Origin of the sequence: Oceanobacter antarcticus (genome assembly GCF_044962685.1) — a bacterium.
Taxonomy (GTDB): Bacteria; Pseudomonadota; Gammaproteobacteria; order Pseudomonadales; family Oceanobacteraceae; genus Oceanobacter; species Oceanobacter antarcticus.
The window spans coordinates 1-20,501 of the sequence record NZ_JBBKTX010000039.1 but is presented as its reverse complement, the minus strand read 5'-3'; the positions used below and the strand labels follow the sequence as shown (position 1 = coordinate 20,501).

General features: G+C 49.3%; 15 protein-coding genes. 9 read left to right on the top strand and 6 right to left on the bottom strand.

Going from position 1 to position 20,501, the window contains the following annotated elements; all coding sequences use genetic code 11:
• Positions 1-336: 336 nt before the first annotated feature.
• From WG929_RS20150 to WG929_RS20135, 4 genes are read right to left on the bottom strand one after another with little or no spacing between them, the layout of a single operon-like run.
• Positions 337-1,527, bottom strand: a complete 1,191-nt coding sequence (locus WG929_RS20150) for an acyl-CoA dehydrogenase family protein (RefSeq protein ID WP_416207506.1) — start codon at positions 1,525-1,527, stop codon at positions 337-339.
• A 12-nt stretch (positions 1,528-1,539) separates the two neighbouring features.
• Positions 1,540-2,082, bottom strand: coding sequence for a flavin reductase family protein (locus tag WG929_RS20145; protein WP_416207505.1), 543 nt, complete (start codon positions 2,080-2,082; stop codon positions 1,540-1,542).
• Between the two features lies 1 nt (position 2,083).
• On the bottom strand, positions 2,084-2,965 hold the full coding sequence (locus WG929_RS20140; RefSeq protein WP_416207504.1) for an alpha/beta fold hydrolase: 882 nt from the start codon (positions 2,963-2,965) through the stop codon (positions 2,084-2,086).
• Between the two features lie 57 nt (positions 2,966-3,022).
• Positions 3,023-3,919 carry a VOC family protein gene (locus tag WG929_RS20135; RefSeq protein ID WP_416207503.1) on the bottom strand — a complete coding sequence of 299 codons (897 nt, stop codon included), beginning with the start codon at positions 3,917-3,919 and terminating at the stop codon, positions 3,023-3,025.
• A 423-nt stretch (positions 3,920-4,342) separates the two neighbouring features.
• On the opposite strand from WG929_RS20135, the gene WG929_RS20130 reads away from it, so the two are divergent.
• The gene (locus WG929_RS20130) at positions 4,343-6,115 is read left to right on the top strand and encodes a sigma 54-interacting transcriptional regulator (protein WP_416207502.1); all 1,773 of its coding nucleotides are present in this window, start codon (positions 4,343-4,345) and stop codon (positions 6,113-6,115) included.
• A gap of 218 nt (positions 6,116-6,333) precedes the next feature.
• Here the strand turns inward: WG929_RS20130 and WG929_RS20125 are convergent, their stop codons facing one another.
• Both WG929_RS20125 and WG929_RS20120 read right to left on the bottom strand, forming a co-directional pair.
• Positions 6,334-7,305: a PDR/VanB family oxidoreductase gene (locus tag WG929_RS20125; RefSeq protein WP_369856684.1), complete on the bottom strand. Its 972-nt coding sequence runs from the start codon at positions 7,303-7,305 to the stop codon at positions 6,334-6,336.
• Positions 7,306-7,526: 221 nt separating this feature from the next.
• Positions 7,527-8,573 carry a Rieske 2Fe-2S domain-containing protein gene (locus WG929_RS20120; RefSeq protein WP_416207501.1) on the bottom strand — a complete coding sequence of 349 codons (1,047 nt, stop codon included), beginning with the start codon at positions 8,571-8,573 and terminating at the stop codon, positions 7,527-7,529.
• A 133-nt stretch (positions 8,574-8,706) separates the two neighbouring features.
• Here WG929_RS20120 and WG929_RS20115 point away from each other — a divergent pair, with 133 nt between their 5' ends.
• The 8 genes from WG929_RS20115 (at position 8,707) to WG929_RS20080 (ending at position 20,186) form a co-directional block, all read left to right on the top strand.
• Positions 8,707-9,624, top strand: a complete 918-nt coding sequence (locus tag WG929_RS20115) for a LysR family transcriptional regulator (protein WP_416207500.1) — start codon at positions 8,707-8,709, stop codon at positions 9,622-9,624.
• A gap of 329 nt (positions 9,625-9,953) precedes the next feature.
• Entirely contained in the window at positions 9,954-10,889 is a 936-nt protein-coding gene (locus WG929_RS20110; RefSeq protein WP_369856680.1) for a VOC family protein, read from the top strand.
• A 42-nt stretch (positions 10,890-10,931) separates the two neighbouring features.
• Positions 10,932-11,804, top strand: a complete 873-nt coding sequence (locus WG929_RS20105; protein ID WP_369856679.1) for a fumarylacetoacetate hydrolase family protein — start codon at positions 10,932-10,934, stop codon at positions 11,802-11,804.
• 74 nt (positions 11,805-11,878) lie between these two features.
• Positions 11,879-14,851 (top strand): molybdopterin-dependent oxidoreductase, encoded by a 2,973-nt coding sequence (locus WG929_RS20100; RefSeq protein WP_416207499.1) that lies wholly within the window; start codon positions 11,879-11,881, stop codon positions 14,849-14,851.
• The gene (locus WG929_RS20095; protein WP_416207498.1) at positions 14,848-15,684 is read left to right on the top strand and encodes a 4Fe-4S dicluster domain-containing protein; all 837 of its coding nucleotides are present in this window, start codon (positions 14,848-14,850) and stop codon (positions 15,682-15,684) included. Before WG929_RS20100 ends, WG929_RS20095 begins: the two co-directional genes overlap by 4 nt.
• Positions 15,685-15,784: 100 nt before the next feature.
• Entirely contained in the window at positions 15,785-16,948 is a 1,164-nt protein-coding gene (locus tag WG929_RS20090; protein ID WP_416207497.1) for an MFS transporter, read from the top strand.
• A 33-nt stretch (positions 16,949-16,981) separates the two neighbouring features.
• Positions 16,982-18,169: an acetyl-CoA C-acyltransferase gene (locus WG929_RS20085; protein ID WP_416207496.1), complete on the top strand. Its 1,188-nt coding sequence runs from the start codon at positions 16,982-16,984 to the stop codon at positions 18,167-18,169.
• 10 nt (positions 18,170-18,179) lie between these two features.
• Positions 18,180-20,186 (top strand): acetoacetate--CoA ligase, encoded by a 2,007-nt coding sequence (locus WG929_RS20080; protein WP_369856674.1) that lies wholly within the window; start codon positions 18,180-18,182, stop codon positions 20,184-20,186.
• Positions 20,187-20,501 lie beyond the last annotated feature (315 nt).

Sequence of the window (20,501 nt, the reverse complement as noted above, 5' to 3'; positions counted from 1 at the left end):
TGGCTGTGGTTGAACCCAGCAATAACGCCCCCAGGATAACCGCATGCCGTAACCGGTTTACGGGTAATATCGTGACGGCAGCGGTGGATTTATTTTCATTACTGCAGACTATTTTTATCATTATGGTCTCCATTAAGAGATTGATTGGTGTTCGTCACCAAACGCTTATTTTTCCTGCACATACTAAAAACACAACGGCATCCCGGCACTGACAATGTTCGTATTGTCAGTGCACGAAATGTTTTGAATAAAAAGGGGAGCCAGTGACCAGACTCCCAAAAAGCCGCACAGACGGCTGACGGTGTAAATAATCGGTATTCAATAAGAGGAATGCTGTTATAGCGTAGCCGGTAACTCAAATAGTCCTGGTGGCAATCCCTGATCCAGCAGATAACTGCCAAGCAGGGCAGAGGTATCATCTTCATTTTGGGTGATATGGTTGGCAGCAACGAGCAGCGCTCTCATTTGGCGCTGCATGGGATTACTCAGGAATACCCCTCTGGCGCTGCTTTTCTTGAACAACATATGACCAGCACCAAAACAATCTTTGGCAACCCCCTGAATATCGAGGAAATAGTGAACTCGATCATGAATACTCACCAATCCGTCTTGCTCCACAGATTGCGTGGATTCCTGCACTCCGACCAGCAAGCGTGCGCGGGCGGAGCGAATCATCAATACGGCGTTACCCAGTTTTTCCTGAACAAAAGGATTTTGTGCCGCGACGGGGCCACCCACAAAAACATTCACGCGTGGTTTCATATGTTCAACGAATAAATCGACCATGCCTTGTGCAAAACCAACGATCACTGACGATACGGCACCGAAGAAGATCTGGTTAAAAGGTAACTTGTAGCTTAAATCGCCTTCGGGTTGGGTGTAATCGGCAATGCTGTGTGATCGGTGCTCAGGAATAAACACCTCTTCCTTGAGCACCAGTGATTTACTGCCCGTGCCTGCCAGGCCAACCACGTGCCAGTCATCGATCAGTTCATAGTTCTCACGGCGGGCGAGGAAGGAGCGGTAGTCAACAAAGTTACCTTCTTCATCAAAGATACGTGCGCCCAGAAAAGCACCGCCCGCTGCATGATCCGAACCACTGGCTGTTGGCCAGCGACCGGATAACATCCAGCCGCCTTCTACTTTCCTGGCTTTACCCAGTGGCGCGTAGGATGACGCAACCAGAATGCTGTTATCTTCTCCCCATACTTCATTCCCGGCTTGCGGATCCATTTTGCCGAATTCCCATTGATGGATACCAAGAATCATCAGGCACCAGGCACTGGAAGGGCAACCACGGCCCAGCTCCATCAGCACGCGATAAAACACTTCCGGATTCATGCCGTAGCCGCCCCATTGGCGCGGTTGCAGAATCTTGAAAAAGCCACAGTCCTTGAACAGTTGAATAGTCTCAGTGGGAACTGAGCGCAGCTCTTCAACGTGATCAGCGTTATCTCGCAGTTGTGGAATCAGCTCACGGGCTTTGCTGATCAGCGCTTCCGCAGATGGCATATTGGTTACAGACATAATGGATACCTTCTATTTATTGTTAGCTGGAGAGACGTCGATAAAATGACCGTCGAAGTAAACCAGCGCTTCACGCTGATCGGGATGGGTGCAGACTTGAATCACTTCACAAACCACCATGCTGTGAGAGGAGGCCGGTAAAATCTCGACAATCTGGCACTGCAAATTAACCAGGGCAGACGGTAGCTGCGGTGCCATATTCTCTGGCTGAATCCAGCCTCCCTGATCGAAGCGCGCTTCCGGGGCGATATCGCTGACCATTCCGGCAAAGATCTGGGCCTGATACTGGTCAGCAGATGACAAGACGTTAATACAAACAGAGTTCCCTTCTTTCACCAGCGTATGGGCAAAGGTGCTCTGGTTAACGCAGACCATAAGTCTGGGCGGTGTGGCCGTAATCGACATGACCGCTGTGGCGGTCAGTCCTGCGGTTTGCTGGCCATCGGTAAATGACAGAATGGAAACAGCACCGGCCAAGCCACGCATTCCGGCTTTGAACTGTTCGGCATCGACCGGTGGGGCGAGACACTCGCTTTGCTGGGTTGAAGTCGCCATATCAAATATCCCCGGTGCTCAAAAACCGGGTTACTACCTGGTTGAACTCTTCCGGGCACTCGTATTGGGGCCAGTGCGCAGCATCCGCTTGCATCACGTACAGCTTGCCGCCATCGACTCGAGCACAGGCGGCTTCGGCGGCTTCCAAATCATGAATCGGGTTGTGTTTGGTCCAGAAGAACAGTGTATCGACGGCAAGGTCTTCCAGCGGCAGCATCTCTCCGAGTTCAATCAGCTCCTCGGTTCGACGCAGCAGGCTGAACACCAGAGGTGCAGATTGCTGGAACTCCGGGCGGGTATAAATTGCCAGGCGGCTGCCAATCAGCTCGTCATCCAGCAATCCCCAATTGGATTCATGAATCAGCCACTGCATCCGCTCACGAACAGAATCGACTGTGGGTGCCTTGCCAAAGTTCTTGCGATTCAGATCGTCGAGATCACGAATATCCTGACGACCTTTTTCTGTGACCACCGGAATGCCACCGGCGGTGTTCAGGATCAGACGCAGGGTGCGTTCGGGATATCTGGTCGCAAACATACCGGCGACCCATCCTCCCAGAGATTCACCAGAGATGTGTGCTTTCTGGATATCCATGGCATCCATCAGCTCTGCCAGCATCTCTACATAAGTGGATGGCAGGTAATCGATATCGGTTCTTTTTTCAGATAAACCATGACCGATAAAATCAAAGGCAATGGTGTGAAATGTTTCAGATAATGGCATCAGGTTTTTGGCATAGGCTTCAATATGGCCACCAATACCATGCATCAAAAACAGCGTTTCCTGATTACCTTTACCTGATTCGGCGATTCGAAAACGGCCGAAGGTAGGGGTTTCGACATAGCGTACTTCTGCGCCCAGAAAATCCAGCCACAAGCTCATATTAATATCCTGTCGGAGCTATATTCTCCGAATTTGACGTTCTGAAAATTTTTGTTCTTATGGTTTGATCTGGAATTCGTGACCCCAATCACTTAATTGCTGATAGGTTTTTACATGCCAGTCATTGTCATCAACAACGATGCCGCCAAAACCGAATTCCAGTCCAAATCCAGAAGGCGTCACAATATAGAAAGAGACCATCTTGTCATTGGGGTGATGGCCTATACCCATAATGACCGGAATGTTTGCTGCTTTCATTCGATCAAATGCAAGACCCACGTCATTAAGATCCTTCACCTGTATCATCATATGTTGCAGGATTTTCGCGGATGGCATGGCAGCGGTTGCAAGTGAATGATGACGCCCGGTTTTGGTATGCATAAACGTGGCATCAACGGTGACTCCGGGAAATACACTTGAATCCCGTATATAGTCAGTGATTTTCAGACCGAGTTTTTGAGTATAGAAATCAACAGATGCTTGGTAATCCCTGGCAACAACCAGAGCATGACCAAGGCCCAACTCACCGGTTTCAAATCCGTCACCAATCAGTTTTGATGAATAGAAAGGCGATGAAATAGGAGCGTATACCGGGCCGGTAAAAAACTCGTTGGTGTAACCATTGATATCGTCACACACGTATAGTGATTCTACTTTTCTTTGCAAGCAGAGCTCTTCATTGGCAGCGTTCACGACAACGCCTTTGGATTTCAGGGTCTCAATGTATTGGTTCAGATCAACCAGGTTTTTGAATTCCCAGCCGATGGCAAACAAATCATCTTTTTCCCCCTGTACCAGTTGGATACGTTGTTCACGTTCATCCATACGGAGGTTTATTACCGTATCTGTACAGGAGCCTATTTGCAGACCCAGTAATTCAGCGGCGAAGGAACGCCAGTTTTCGAGGCTGGAGACCTCTAACACCATGTATCCAAGAGATTGTATTTCAGACATGCAGACTCCCAAGGCAGCTCGATGGCTGCGGTATTATTTTTAGAATTTTTAGCAATCTGAATACATGTAGCCAAAAGCATGCCAGTTATATATTTTATTATAAGTTATTGATTTTTAATAAATTTTTATTTTCAGGGAGGTGTCTGGGTAATAAATTTATCAAATCACCAATATCTTGCTGGTTCCAGCATTATAAATTTATCAGGTGACCTGTTGTCGGCTATCGGGCGCAGCTGAAAACACAGGTGCTGTGTCTATAGCCGGTTTGGCTCACCTTGACACAGACTTGATGGAGAAGAGGCACACTTGATGGAGAAGATAAATGTCTGGAAGATTGACAACACCCCCCGGATAATGTTTTTCATTAGGCAGATACGCCAGCGATTGGCTGTTAAACACCAATAAGAACAAAAAGAAAAAAATATGACCAAAAAATCAGATGTAGAATTTGTCGAACCTCGAACAAGTGGTAACTCTTCGGCGTTTGCCGAAATGAAAAAGAGGCTGCATTTTAATCCGGCAGAAGCCATGATCTGGCTTGATGATCGTCGTATGGTGCTGATGCAGGTCGAAGCTCTGGGGTTGCTGCGGCAGGAGCTAATTGAAAGTATCGGTCGGGAGGCAGCCAGGGGACTGTTGACCCGTTTTGGTTACTCCTCTGGTTGTCGTGATGCTGAAGTGGCGGTAAAAATTAATCAGCAAGCGTCGCCAGTGGATTTGTTGATTTCAGGTGGCGATTTCCACGCCTTGCAAGGTGTTGTTGCAGTCGAGTTGGTGCATCAGGAAATTGATATTGAGAAGGGCACTTGCAATATTGAGTTTTTGTGGAAAAACTGCTTCGAAGATCAAGTGCATACCCATTATTACGGCATTTCTTCTGAGGTCGCCTGCTGGATTGAGACAGGTTATGCCTCCGGGTTTCTCAGTACCTGCATGGGAAAACGTATTTTAGTGAAAGAAGTGGAATGCCGGGCACAGGGCAAGGATGTTTGTCGATGTATCGCGCGTCCTCTGGATGAATGGGCCGATATCGATGAAGCCCGTTACATTTACCCCGGTATTACGTTGCCTGAAGCCGGTATCAGCAAGGTTCTAACTGCTGTGACCATGCCCTCAGATGTTACTACGGCTGGTACTGAAGTCCGAGCCGGTATGCTGGGCGTGTCGGCACCTTTTAATGTGTTGATGCACAAGATAAAACGAGTGGCTGCTACCAATGCTACCGTTTTGTTACAGGGTGAAAGCGGTGTTGGCAAAAGTGTTTTTGCCCGTGAACTGGTGCGCTTGAGCAAACGTGCTGGTCAGCCTTTTCTTGAGATGAATTGTGCCGCGATTCCCGATCAATTAATTGAGTCGGAATTGTTTGGTGTTGTGAAAGGCGCTTATACCGGGGCCAATAACAGTCGCCCGGGACGTTTTGACATGGCCGATGGTGGCACCCTGTTCCTGGATGAAGTGGGTACTTTATCCCTTATTGCTCAAGGCAAGCTGCTACGGGTGATTCAGGATGGTGAATTTGAGCCGCTGGGCAGTGTCGAAACCCACAAGGTGAATGTTCGTATTATTGCAGCAACCAATGAAGACCTTAAGGCCCGGGTTCGGGAGGGCAGTTTTCGTGAAGATTTGTTTTATCGATTAAACGTATTTCCCATTCTGGTACCACCTTTAAGAAATCGCAGGGATGATATTCCCCTGTTATTGGAATTTTTCATGAAGAAATTCTCTGATCTTTATGAAAAACACCCGTCAGGCATAACGGCAAGAGCCTTGCAGACTATTTTGAATTATTCCTGGCCTGGTAATATCCGTGAATTCGAGAACGTGATAGAGCGGGGTATTATTCTTTGTGACACCGACCAGCCGCTGGCATTCAGTCATCTGTTTACCATCGATACCTTTGCTGCAGACGATACGATTATGGCCCCGGATGAATTTGGATTGTTATCCGAGATCAATCTGCAGGACAAATCAGGTGATGCGGCCAGCCAGGAGGAAAAAGCCATGGAAGAAATGATGCTGTCCAATTGGTCAGATAGTGTGGTGCAACGATCCCGAGTCACTCTGGAGGATGTCGAAGATGCTCTGATCCGATCAGCGATCAAAGCATGTGATGGGAATCTGACGCAAGCCGCCATAAAACTGGGGTTAACCCGGTCGCAAATAGCTTACAAGGCCAAGAAGAAGAAAATGGGCTGATGTTGAGGGGACATCTATTTAATCCTGGACGGCGGCAACCCGCGCCCTGCGGGGCTGCCGGATGATCTCGACTCTGTGTCGCCGACGTTTGACGTGACCCGTCAGGCCTACAAGTCGGCTTCGTGATTCGACACCATCCGAAAGCCCAGAGTGGGCACCGGACTAAATAGATGTCCCCAAATGTTTAATGCATCTGAAAACGGCTGTGCTGGCGATATTTATAAATCAATGACCAGTACGCTGCTTTTCGAGCGGGAACAGCAGGGGGTGAACTGATTGTTCAGTGCATGCTCTTTAGCCGTCATAAAATAATCCCTATGGTCAGGAATACCCTCCAATACTGACGTCAGACAGGTGCCACAGATGCCTTGCTCACAGGAGATCGGGATTTCGATACCATTGTCCAGCAACACGTTGGCAACCGATTGATCCGCCGCTACTTTTAGCTCCTTGCCACTACGCGCCAGCCGGAGTGTGAAACTTTCTGCCTCCTCGTCACCCGCTGTGTCAGCAGAGGCCACATCAGGAGCGGAAAAGTATTCCCGGTGTAATCTTGCCTCGGGCCAGCCGCTATCTGTTGCCTGGCCAAGGACATAGTCCATGAACCCGGCAGGGCCACAGATGTAAAGATGGCTGTCTTCCGGTGTTGCACCAAACACGGTGTCTAGGTTCAGTTTCTGTTTTGCATCACCATCATCACAATGAAGGATAACCTTGGCCGCAAAAGGCGAATGACGCAAACGGTCGATAAACGCCATTGATGTACGCGAACGTCCGCAGTAGTGCAGTTCAAAATCACGGCCCAACTGCTGGAGTTGCTCGGCCATGGCGATAATTGGCGTGATACCCACTCCTCCAGCCAGCAGCAGCGTGAAACCGGTATTTTCATCCAGTGGAAACAGGTTGCGTGGCTTGCTGATACGAATCGTTTGCCCCTCAAGCACCTGTTCGATCATCCCGACCGAGCCACCTCTCGATGCCGGATCATTCAGTACGGCAATGAGGTAACGATCCGTTTTCCCTGCTGGATTGCATAGTGAGTACTGCCGGATCAGTCCTGGACGGACTTCAACATCAATATGTGCACCGGCTTGAAACTTTGGCAGATAGCCTTGCTCCGGCAGTGTTAACTCGAAGGAGTAAATATTTTCAGCTTCCTGCTTTTTTTTGCATACAACGACATCAAACATCGGGATACCTGTCATAAAAAGAGAGATGGCGAGCGCGGTGCTCTGAATATGGCTATTGGGCAACGACCGCTGCCCTAGCGGCCTGAGTGGCTGATACCGTCTTGATCCATGATCATGGGCGGGGAGTGGCTATGATCCACTTTCCCGCTCCAGGGCACTGCTGGTTAGGGTTCGTTTCTGGGGTTGGTTCCCGACGGCTAATCGGTACGGAAACGAGCTAATCAGGCTGGCGTATTTACCTCTGCCAGAATCATCTCATCTAGCAAGCGTCTTGCTTTTACGGCAGCGACATCCGTTTCCAGCAACACTGGTTGCAGCGCAAAAAGATCGAGGACTCCTCCCATCAACTCCTGACAGGCTTCCACCATTGGCTCGTCTTCGTCTGCAAATGCCCGGATTGCATATTCGCTAATCACACGGGTTTTCTCGGTATCGTCAATATCCCGGTTGTGACCAATGGCAAAAAAGTAATGACTGGTGGTGGCGGTTTCCGGTGTCATAAAGTGCATCACCGGTACAATCACCCCTTCTTCTTTGGGCTTGCCGGTTTCAGTAAGACTCACCTCAAGAACCAGCGTTGCTGGCGCGTGCCAGTGCATCAGTGCTCGAAAATCACCCGGAGCACTATTTTCCCAGAAGACAGCAAGCTGGGGGGTTGCTGGCATATCGCGGACAAAATAATTGGACTGAATATCCCGCTCACCCTGCACAAACTCGACGGTCATTTTACCCGGTGCCATGGATTCTTCTGTTGCACCCGCCAGAGTATCGGGATGAAGATAAGGGGCGTGGGTCAGATCCAGCAGGTTGTCGACAAATAACTGATAGTTGACCTTCACCTTGAGGTAACCGGTTGTACTGGCATATTGGTCTTTCTGAACCAGAAACGGCGTTCCCACAATCTGCTCTTCATCGATATTCTCGGCATCTCCCATCCAGATCCACAGCGTGCCTTCGCGCTCAACCAGAGGATACGAACGTAATTGGGCTGCTTTCGGGATAATGCCTCTGCCATGCGGGTTCAGGATGCATGTGCCATTGGCATCATACTGAAGGCCATGATAGGGACATTCGATATTGTCCCCCTTCAACTTGCCTTCACACAGGGGTGCAAACCGATGAGGGCAACGGTTGGAGAGAGCAACAGGGGTTCCGTCCTCTCGTCGGTACATCACGATTGATTCTTCGAGAAACGTCTTTGAAATGGGTTCACGGCCAATGTCAGAAGACCAGCCAGCGCAGTACCAGGCATTCTTTAAATAGTTCATCGCAACCTCTGTTATTTTTTGTTGGTTAAAAGGTGAGCGTCGAAACTGTAGCAATCACAAATGTATTTTTATAATTTAACTAATTCAGCTAACGTATTGATCTTGTCAATGTATTTAGGGGGGGAATCACTCGGTGCGTTTCAAAGGATTAGATCTGAATTTACTGATTGCTCTGGATGTGCTCATCGCCGAGCAGAGTGTCACGAAGGCCGCAGGCAGGCTCAATCTGAGTCAATCGGCGGTCAGTTGTGCACTCAACCGTTTGCGTGATCACTTGCAGGATGAATTACTGGTTAAGGTAGGCCGCAATATGGTGCTGACGCCATTTGCCACAGCCTTGGGCAATGATGTGCGAAATTTGCTCCTGCAGATTGACGCTACCATGAAGTCCCGCCCGGAATTTATTCCTGGCAAGGTCGAGCGCACCTTCAAAATAGCGGCTTCCGACTATATGGCTCATGTGGCCATCAACAGATTAAGACGCCGGGTCTTCAAGCAGGCTCCGGGCATCAAGCTGGAACTGTTGCAAATAGGTATTCATTCGATGGAAATGCTTGACCAGGGAACTATCGACCTGGTGATCGCACCATCCCAGTTCCTGCGCCCAGGGCAATCCAGTCAGCCACTGCTACAGGACACCATCGTCTGTCTGGTGAGTGAGAACAATCAGCTGGTTGGTGATGAGATAGATCTGCCATTGTATATGTCGCTGGAGCATGTCGCGTTCCAGCCCGAAGGCCTTCCGGCAACCTTCGAACGCTGGATGCTGGCAAATCTAGGAAAGCGCAATATCCGGGTATCAACCCTGAACTACGCCATGCTGCCCTATTTCATTCTGGACAGTGACATGGTCGCGACCTTACCACTGCAGCTGGCACTCCTGTACAGCAGGATTCTGCCGGTGCGGATTGTGCAGCCAAGGTTTCATCTGCTGGAATTTACCGAAACCATGCAGTGGCACAAAGCCAGTGACCGCGATCCGGGAATCAGTTGGTTAAGAAATGAGATGGCCGAGGCGGTAGCGGAAGCCAAACTCAATCACGAGATGTGATCTTTCAGAACCAGCGGGTGTTATGCCTGACACCACCGGCGAGTTCCGTTGACCTCTGATTGCATCTGGGCACGGCTCCATTCTGCCTGCTGTCTACTCCCTCTCCCCTTTGCTACGAACTGCGGCGAACAACCGGAGTGCTTGTCGCTCTGAATCACTCCGGGTTTTGAGCTGGCACAACAGGCTCAAGCCCGCTCAATCGGTTCTTGTCATCAATCTTGCTGTGTTGATTTATTTTATCGACACCTTGTTGTTGACGTGTTTTATGTTCTCTGATTTACTATCAAATAATATATCAAATTGAAACGGTATATCTAGGAGCAAAGAACATGATAAAAATAAAAGACATCCTCTACGTTCGTTATGCAACACCAGATCTTCAGGCCATGAAGCAGTTTCTGCAGGACTTCGGTATGAGTGTTGCGCATGAAAATGACAGTGCTCTTTATATGGCAGGAGCGGGCGACTCCCCCTTTGTGCATGTGTCCGAAAAGGCGGAACAAGCAGCGACGCTGGGTTTTGCCCTGGCGGTCGAATCTCGCGATGATCTGGTTGAAATAGCAGCCCTGACCGACACCCCGGTGCTGTTGAACGAAGAACCTTGCGGTGGTGAAGTGGTAAGAATTCTTGACCCGTTTGGTTTTCGCATCGACTTTCTGTGGGGCTATGAAAAACGTGCCGAGGATGCCGTGCGGCTGCCTTACAAAATGAATCCGTCTTCTGAACGTAGCCGCTACGGCAACCCTATACGGGTTGTGCGTAATGCGCCGTCGACGGTGATGCGCTGCGGCCATGTGGCGTTGTTGGTGTCTGATTTTGCCAAGGCAATGCAGTTTTATACCGAGACCCTCGGACTGAAGGTGTCTGATACCTATTTTGATGGCACTGAGACCAATCTGATTGGTGCCTTCCTGCATTGTGACCATGGTGATGAATTTACGGATCACCACACTATCGCACTGGTTGCTTCTCCTCAGGGAGAAAGTCGTTTTGATCACTCCGCCTTTGAGGTTATTGACCTGGATGACCTGATGTTGGGAAATGACCATCTGGAATCCTGTGGTTACAACCACGCCTGGGGTGTTGGTCGGCATGTGCAGGGCAGCCAGTTGTTCGATTACTGGCGTGATCCGTGCGGACACAAGATCGAGCACTGGACCGACGGTGACCTGGTGAATGATCAGTGGCAAGTAACAACTGCCCAGATTACGCCAGATGAGCTGGCTCAGTGGGCACCTGAATTCTCACCTGAATTCTTCAAATAATATTGTTGATTCAAGCATACTGATTCTGTATTGGAGTTGATTGTGAAATTTGTTCAATTTAAAAATGGCAATGATATTAATGATATTGTCGCCGGTATTCTTGTTGATGGTCTGGTGTATACCATCACGGATATTGATTCGAATTTGCCCGCAACCGTGAAAGATATTATTGCTGCCGGTGACGATGCAATGGCGATTATTCGCTCTGCAGATGTATCAGCTCTGACTGGTGTTCCTGAGTCTGCATTGACCTTGGTGTCGCCAGTTCATAATCCACAAAAATATCTGGCTATTGGTATGAATTATCAGGATCACGCTGATGAAGCCCGCGCCGCTGGTATTCCTGTGCCCACAAACCAGTTGTGGTTTAACAAGCAGGTATCCTGCATTACCGGGCCATATTCAGATATTGAAGTTCCCTGGGTTTCCGACAAAATAGATTATGAAGCTGAAATGGCCGTTGTGATTGGCAAGCGCTGTCGTCATGTGTCTGTCGAAGATGCCCGCGATGTGATATTTGGCTATATGGTCAGTAATGATGTCACGGTTCGGGACTGGCAGGCTGCGAGCCAGACATTTACCCTGGGTAAATCCTTTGATACCCACGGCCCATTAGGTCCCTGGCTGGTAACGGATGATGAAATTAAGGATCCATTGGATCTGAAAATGAGTCTTTGGGTTAATGATGAGCTGCGCCAGCAGGCCAATACCGGGTTGATGATCCATAATATTTATGAGCAGATTGCCCATCTCTCTACCGCGATGACGTTAGAGCCGGGTGATATTTTGGCAACAGGAACCTGTGCCGGTGTCGGTATTGCCAGTAATCGTTTTCTAAAGGCGGGAGATGTGGTTAAGGTTGCAATTGAAAACCTTGGCCATATTGAAAATGCCTTTGTTGATGAAAAGAAGTAGTCTCTGTTCACGATATTTCTGTATGACTGAATGAAATTGACTGCCTGAAGATAAAAATAAGATCAGGGTATACTGTGAAAAAAATCAAGTTCCGTGCAATTCTCACTGCGCTGGGAGTAATGCTCCCGGCAGTAGCCAAAAAGAATTCCATGCTGGCAACTATGTTGCAAAAACATAATGCAACCTTTCAGATGAAGCTGAAAGATGGAAGTGCCGGTCGTGTATTCACAGTCAAGGATGGCAAGGTGACCAGTGTTGCTGGTATTTCTGAAGATGCTGATGTCAGCATTGTCTTCAAGAATCTGGACGTGGCACTGAAATTCATGTCCCCCAAACCTGATCGACTTTTTATCGTTCATGCAGCCAAGAACTTTCTGGTTGAAGTGGCTGGTGAAAGTGAAAAAGTCGTGTGGGCCATGCAGGTGCTTAACTGCATTAATCACACCGGTGTTCAGTTCGGTACACCACAAAAAGACGGTGCGGTGCGTTACACCACCATGACCAATGGCGGCCCGCTGTTTGTCTATGTCAAAGACAATAAGATTGTGCGGACGATGCCGATTGACTTTGATACGTCGGATGCCGAGCCATGGACTATTGAGGCGCGTGGTAAATCCTTTACGCCTGAACGTCGTGCCACGGTGGCACCACATGCGTTGGCGCACAAGTCGGTTGTGTATTCCGACAAGCGTGTTCTTTATCCCATGAAACGGGTGGATTTTGACCCGGAAGGGGAGCGCAATCCGCAAAACCGGGGTATTTCAGGCTATGAACGTATTTCCTGGGACGAGGCACTCGATATCGTGTCGAAGGAAATCAATCGTCAGAAACGTGAATATGGCCCAGGCTCAATTGTCTTTCCGATGTCTTCTCACCATCAATGGGGCAATGTCGGCTATTACCTCAGCTCATTGATGCGTTTTGCCAACCTGATCGGTTTTACCCGTTTGGCTGCTAATCCAGACAGCTGGGAAGGCTGGTATTGGGGGGCGATGCACCATTTTGGTGGTTCCATGCGGGTTGGTATTGCCGGTAATTACGGCACCGTTGAAGACTGCCTGAAAGAATGTGAGCAAATCATCTTCTGGTCCAGTGATCCTGAAAGCACCAATGGCGGTTATATGGGCTTTGAAGGCACACCGCGTCGTTTATGGGCCAAGCAGCTGGGCATCGATTTTGTCCATATTGATCCTCACTACAACCCGACAGCCCAGTTGCTGGGTGGCAAGTGGATTCCTATCAAGCCTGGTACGGATTCGGCGCTGGCGATCGCGATTATGAATGTCTGGGTTAAAGAAGATCTTTACGACAAGGATTATATCGCCAAAAACACCACCGGTTTTGATGAATGGAAAGCGTACCTGATGGGTGAAAGTGACGGTGTGGATAAAACACCGGAATGGCAAGCTCAGGAAACCGGGGTTTCTGCTGCTGTCTGTCGTGCGCTGGCACGCAAGTGGGCGGGCAAAAAGACCTATCTGGCACCGGGTGCCAGTGGTAGTGGTTTTGGTGGTGCCTGTCGGGGGGCAACCGGTGCGCAGTGGGCTCGTAACATGGTCATGATGATGGCCATGCAAGGCTGGGGCAAACCGGGTATCAATATGGGTAACCTCCAGGCGGGCACCCCGATTGACCTGCATTTCTATTTTCCGGGTTATGCCGACGGCGGTATATCTGGCGAGCTGAACTGGAATGCCAACTCGGTGAATAATTACCAGAAAATGCCCCATGTTCTGACGATGAATCCGGTCAAGCAGATGGTGCCAAGGCAACAGTTTCCAGAAGCTATTATTAACGGTGAAGCATCGGGTTACCTATGGGATGGCACGGCGCAAGAAGCCCAGTTCGCGCCTTTCCAGTACCCGATGCCGGGTTACTCAAAAATCCGTATGATTTATCGTTACGGCGGTTCGTCATACAGCACGCTGACCAATTCCTCGCGTATGGATGAAGCCTATCGCCATGAATCTATCGATTTTGTGGTGAACCAGTCGATCTGCATGGAAGGTGAGGCGCTGTTTTCAGACATTATATTGCCAGCCTGTACATCGCTCGAACGCTGGGACATTGGCGAGTGGGGCAGTGGTGGTGGTTATTTACCGCATGGTTTTAACGGTCTGAATCACCGGGTGATCGCTCTGCAGCATAAATGCATTGAGCCGCTTGGTGAGTCCAAATCGGATTATCAGATTTTTACCGATATTCTCAATCGACTGGGTCTGGGTACGGTCTTTACCGAAGGGTGCACCGAGCTGGACTGGGTGAAGCGCGTGTATGAATCTACCGATCTGGTGGATTATATTTCCTGGAAAGCGTTTTGTCGCAAGGGTTATTTTGTTGTCCCGGCAGAAAAGGAAGAGCTGAGAGACCCGGTCAATATGCGCTGGTTTGCCGAAGGCCGCCATAAGGATGTTCCGGAAGCCCAGCCTCTGCCATCACAATATGCTGAAACCTTCGGAAAAGGATTACAGACTCCAAGCGGCAAATTTGAGTTTATTCCAGAGACCTTACGCCGGTCTGATCCAGCAAATGAAGAACGGCCTTTGGTTAATAAATACATTCAGTCCTGGGAAGGCCCAGCGACGACCTCGTTAACGGATAAATACCCGTTACAAATGTTGGCAACACATTCCCGCTACAGCTTCCATACCCATGTGGATGGTAAAAACAGCATTACCAATACCATCAATGACCACCGACGTTTGATAGACGGTCATTATTACTGGATTGTACGTATTAATTCGGATGATGCGGAGGCACGTAATATTCGCAAAAACGATATCGTCAAGGTTTTTAACGCCCGTGGAGCGGTACTGTGTGCTGCAGATATCAGCGACCAAGTGGCCGTCGGAGTGGTCAAGTCCTTTGAATCCAGTGCAGAATACAAGCGAGTCATGATGAACGGGGAGTTGGTTGAAATCGGCGGCTGTATGAATATCCTGACTTCAGACCGGCCACAAATGAAAGGTACAAGCAGTATGTCTCCGAACTCCTGTCTGGTTGAGGTTGTACGGTTTGATGTCGTAAAACAAGGTGAAGCGATATGAAAAAGTGGAACCTGCTGATTGATGTGGAATTGTGTGAAAATTGCAATAACTGCGTTCTGGCGACCAAGGATGAATACCTCGGTAATGATATTTCCGGTTATTCGGCCAGAGTGCCGGGTATGGGTAATAATCTGATTGCTATCGAATCTTCCGAACGTGGATCGGGTGCACTGACTGAAATTTCACATCGCCCTGTGAGCTGTAACCATTGTGATAATGCACCCTGTATTCAACATGCTCCGGATGCCATTCAAAAGCGTGCTGATGGCATTGTGATTATTGATCCGGAAAAAGCCCATGGGCGTAAGGATATTGTGGGTTCTTGTCCTTATGGTGCGATTTACTGGAATGAAGAGCTCGCGTTACCACAGCAGTGGATTTTTGATGCGCACCTGTTGGATCAGGGCTGGAAACAACCCCGTGGTGCCCAGGCTTGCCCCACTCATGCTATCTATGCGGTGCAGAAAACGGATGCAGAAATGCAGCAGCACGCCAGTGCCAAGGGATATGAGGTACTGAAGCCGGAGCTGGGTACCTCGCCCCGGGTCTATTATCGCAATAATCACCATTTTACCGATGGTTATGTAGCTGGTGCGGTATTTGCCAAAAATGAATGTCTGGCTGGTGTGCAGGTTACTCTTGAATGTCATGGCCAGCCGCTGGCTGAAGCCATAACGGATGAATTTGGCGAATTCCGTATTCATAAAGTACCGATAACAAAAGATATAATGAAACTCTCTCTGATATCGCAAGGTTTGGCATTTGAGTCGATAGATGTTGGCTTTGGTGATGGAAAATCTTCTATCGTGCTGGACGAGCTGTATATGATTTAATAATTATTTAAAGGCTGTTTTAAATGGCCGTTGTTAATCTGGCATGCTTTTAAATTTCCAGATTGATTAGAATTTCATAAATATAATAAAGGTTCTTGATATGGCAACGACTGAATGTGCCAGAGGCAGACTTGCACTTTGCTCGGCACACGTAGCGGGTATGGTGGATATGGTGGCCTTGCCTGTTTGGGTAGGTAGCCTGATATCCGGTTTTGGTTTTTCACCTGCACGGGCAGGTGGATTAGCCAGTATTTTCCTTATTGGTGTGGTTGTGGCCAGCCTGTATCTGGCACCTCGATTTAATCGTATGAATGCGCGGATTCTGGTTCCTATTGGCTTTATCGTGTGCGGCGTACTGTTTCTGCTCAATATTGTCGTTGATCAATATGAGATCATGGGCATTTTTCATTTTCTCGGTGGTTTGGCCCTGGGTTGTGCACTGTCGCTAACTCATGGCACGGTGGGTCGTAGTACCAATCCTCATCGCACCTTTGCCTTGTTACAGTTTGCTAATGGAGTTTTTGCTATTGGCTTTATGGGCAGTGTGCCATTACTGATTCACGCCTATGGTGCCGAGGCCATGTATTACACTTTTGCAGCCATTATGTGTGTGGCAGCTCTGTTGACCGGGTGTTTCTTTCCCGCGCAACTACCTACACCACAGCCTAAAAGGTCTACGGCCAAGTCCCATGGTTCGCTGCCTGTCGGTGTCTGGTTTGGTATTGCCGGGGTGTCTGTTATGGCCATCACGCAGTCGATGATGTTCAGTTTTCTGGAACGGGTTGGTTCTGCCAAAGGCTTCAGCGTTGAGCAGCTGGCATCCATGTTTGTGATTCTGGGCTTTGTGAATCTGGCCCCAGCGGCCCTGGCGGCAGTGCTTGAAAAACGTTTCAAGCCTCATTTGGTAATGCAGTTTGCCCCGCTCTTCCAGATCGGTCTGGCCTTGTTAATCGTGTATTCCGGCAGTTTTTATATGTATGCCGCTGCCGGGGCTTTTTATCCCTTTATTATGATATTCACTCATACCTTTGCATTCGGCTTGTTTGCAAAACTGGATCCCAGTGGACGAGTTGTCTCTTCAACGCCTGCGATCAATATGCTTGGTGCCAGCATCGGTCCATTTTTGGGTGGCGTACTGGTTCAGGAAATAGGCTATGGCGCCCTTCCTTATGCGGTCAGTGTCCTGGCACTGGTAGCCATGTTGTCATTCTTTATGATCGGTCGACATATCAAACGCAATTCGCCAGTCGTCTTGTCACATTAACCCCATTATCAGTCATCAATAAAGGTTATGAATATGAAATCGAATGATGCGGTCATTGCTTCCTATGCCAGAACCGCTTTGGGTAAATCGTTTCGTGGTGCATTTAATGCCACCCATGGCGCGCAGCTTGGTAAGGCCTCTGTCGCTGAGGCGGTGCGTCGTGCGGGTATCGACCCCAAGGATATCTCTGATGTACTGATGGGCTGTGGGTTTCCTGAAGGACCCACCGGATTCAATATCGCCCGTCAGATCGCCCTGGCAGCCGGTCTTGGTAATAGTGTACCAGGCATGACCATTAACCGCTTTTGTGCCAGTTCCCTGCAAACAATCGCGACGGCTTCACAAGCGGTTATCAGTGGTCAGGGCGAGGCTTTTGTTGCGGCCGGTGTGGAATCTATTTCTGGAACCCAGGGCAGCATGAATACTTTCATGCTGGAAGATACTGATTTGAAGAGCCAGCATCCAGGGATCTATTGGACCATGCTGCAAACCGCTGAAGAGGTTGCCCGGCGCTTCGAGGTTTCTCGAGAGGATCAGGATGCCTATGGCCTGAGAAGCCAGATGCTGGCGGCTAAAGCCGCTGACAATGGTGTGTTCGATCAGGAAATTGTCCCTGTCTCTACCACCATGAACCTGTTTGACCGGGCAACGCGAGCAGTCTCTGGACAACGGGATATTACCGTCAGTCGTGATGAGGGTATTCGGCCAGATACTTTAATAGAGGGATTGTCCGGACTGAATGCCGTACTTGACGGCGGTACGGTAACAGCAGGCAATGCCAGCCAGTTTTCAGATGGCAGTGTTGCGACCTTGGTGTGCAGTCGTGCCAAAGCGCAGGAGCTTGGCGTCGAGCCTCTTGGAGTCTTTCGCGATTTTGTGGTTGCCGGATGTGAGCCTGAAGTCATGGGGATCGGCCCGGTTTATGCCATCCCCAAATTGTTAGCCCGTGCAGGCCTGACCGTTGACGATATTGGTTTGTGGGAAATTAACGAGGCTTTTGCGGTTCAGGTGCTGTATTGCGCCCGTGCTCTGGGGATTCCTCTGGATCGTCTGAATGTTAATGGTGGGGCGATTGCGTTAGGCCATCCCTATGGTGTATCGGGTGCCCGAATCGTCGGCTCCGGTTTGCTTGAAGCAAAACGTCGCGGCGTAAAATATTTTATTGCTTCCATGTGTATCGGTGGTGGTATGGGCGCAGCAGCGCTGTTTGAAATCGAGTAAGGAGATAATCATGACTGCGCAACCCAAGGTGCTTTGGCAACCATCGAATGAGCGACTGAAGCAGGCGAAGTTGACCGGTTATACCAACTGGCTCAAGGAAACCCGAGGAGTGTCGTTTGATCGTTACGATGATTTGTGGTCCTGGAGTGCTGAGACTCACCCAGAAGATTTCTGGAAATCTGTCGTCGATTATTTTGAATTGCCTTACGCAGATACGGTTGGTGAGGTAATGTCCTCCGATGCGATGCCGTACACGCGCTGGTTCAAAGGAGTTACTACTAACTTTGCCGAGCAGGTCTTTCGCTTTGCACACCTTGATAGCCCGGCGCTGGTTTATGAGAGCGAGGCGCTTGGTAAAGGGGAGCTGAGTTGGTCTGAACTGAAACAGCAAGTGGCTTCTCTTGCGGAATGTCTGCGTAGTCAGGGGGTACAGCCAGGAGATCGGGTTGTCGCCTGTTTGCCGAATACCTGGCATGCGGTTGTGTCATTTCTGGCCGTTGCCGCAGTCGGTGCAATCTGGTCTATATGTGCCCCAGAAATGGGACCAGTTAGTATTCTGGATCGTTTTCAGCAAATAGAGCCAAAAGCATTCATCGCCTGTGATGGCTATGTTTTTAGCGGCAAAACCATCGATAAAAGACCCGTTATCGAAGAAGTGGCATCCAGTCTACCAACGCTGAAAACCATTATCAGGGTCAATCTTATATCTTCAGATCGTGCGGATATTGCCGGAAAGGAAACCATATCATGGCAACAGGCCAGCAGTCAGAAACCCCAGTTGCGGTGCGAGTCCGTATCATTTGAACAGCCGCTTTGGGTAGTATATTCATCCGGTACCACCGGTATTCCCAAAGCGATTGTGCATGGTCATGGTGGCGTCGCTCTTATGAATATAGTGTCGGCTGCTTTTCATACCGACTTGGGGCCGGGTGATCGCTATCTTTGGGTTGCCAGCACCGGTTGGATTGTTTGGAATATATTGGTGTGTGGCTTACTGGTGGGCGCTACGGTATGTCTGTTTGACGGTGCGCTTACTGGCTCAGGCAGCACACCGGATTGGCAGAGATTGTGGCGATTTGTCGCCGAGAATAACGTAGAGGCATTTGGGGCCGGTGCTGGTTTCTTTGCTTCTTGCGATAAATTTAATGTCGAACCTGGTAGAGACTGTGATTTGTCGACGCTACGAACCATTATTTCATCAGGTGCGCCCCTGACCCCTGAGTCTTATGAATGGATTTATCGTCAGGTACCGGATGTTTGGGTGACCTCTGCTTCTGGCGGGACAGATATTGCCGGTGCTTTTATTACTGGTGCACCGACATTGCCCGTGTACTCTGGAGAAATGCAGTGCCGGGGACTAGGAGCTGCTGTTTATGCCTTTGACGATGATGGGCGGCCAGTCGAAGGGCGGGTGGGTGAGTTAGTGTGCACCCGTGCTTTGCCATCCATGCCGTTGTATTTTTGGGGCGACAAGGATGATGAGCGTTATCTTGACAGTTATTTCGGCATGTATACGGATGCAAAGAGCGGTCAATCTGTGTGGCGTCATGGCGACTGGCTGGAGCTTAACTCCAGGTCACAGGCATCAAGTGGCGTTATTTTTGGACGTTCTGACGCTACTATTAACCGTGGTGGTATTCGCATGGGAACCAGTGAAATATACCGGGTGGTTGATCGCTTGCCAGTGGTAGCGGATTCGATGGTGGTTGACCTCGAATACCTGGGCAAACCATCGATGTTGGCCCTGTTTGTCGTTCTTCGGAATGAATCTGAATTGACGACGGAGATCGAAGACACTATTCGCTCTGAAATTCGTGTTTCCTTATCACCTCGTTATGTGCCGAATAAAATCCTGGCAGTTCCGGGTATTCCTAGAAATATAACCGGTAAAAAACTGGAGTTGCCAATAAAAAAAGTATTATTGGGTTTTAATCCGGAAGATGTTGCCAAACGTGATGGTTTGGCAAACCCGGATATATTTGACTGGTATGTTGATAACGCCCAGGAATTTATCTGATCAATGAATTGATTACACCGCCAGCCGCCTGTGCGGCTTTTTGGGAGTCTTGTCACTGGCTCCCCTTTTTTATTCCTGCTCCTTCGGGAGTAATAACCGATTCCGGTCGGTTTACTATTCTGGTTTAAGGGCTGCCAGATACCTTTATTTTGCCCTTTATTGTTTTAGCGAGTTACGTCCAAACGGAGATCATAATGATAAAAAACATCTGCAGGCATAACGCTAAAGTTACCGTCCGACAAAACAGAGCCTTTCCGGTTTCTCTTTTGGCACTGGCAGTGACGGCTGCTTCCTTTTCTTTTGTTACCCCGGTGG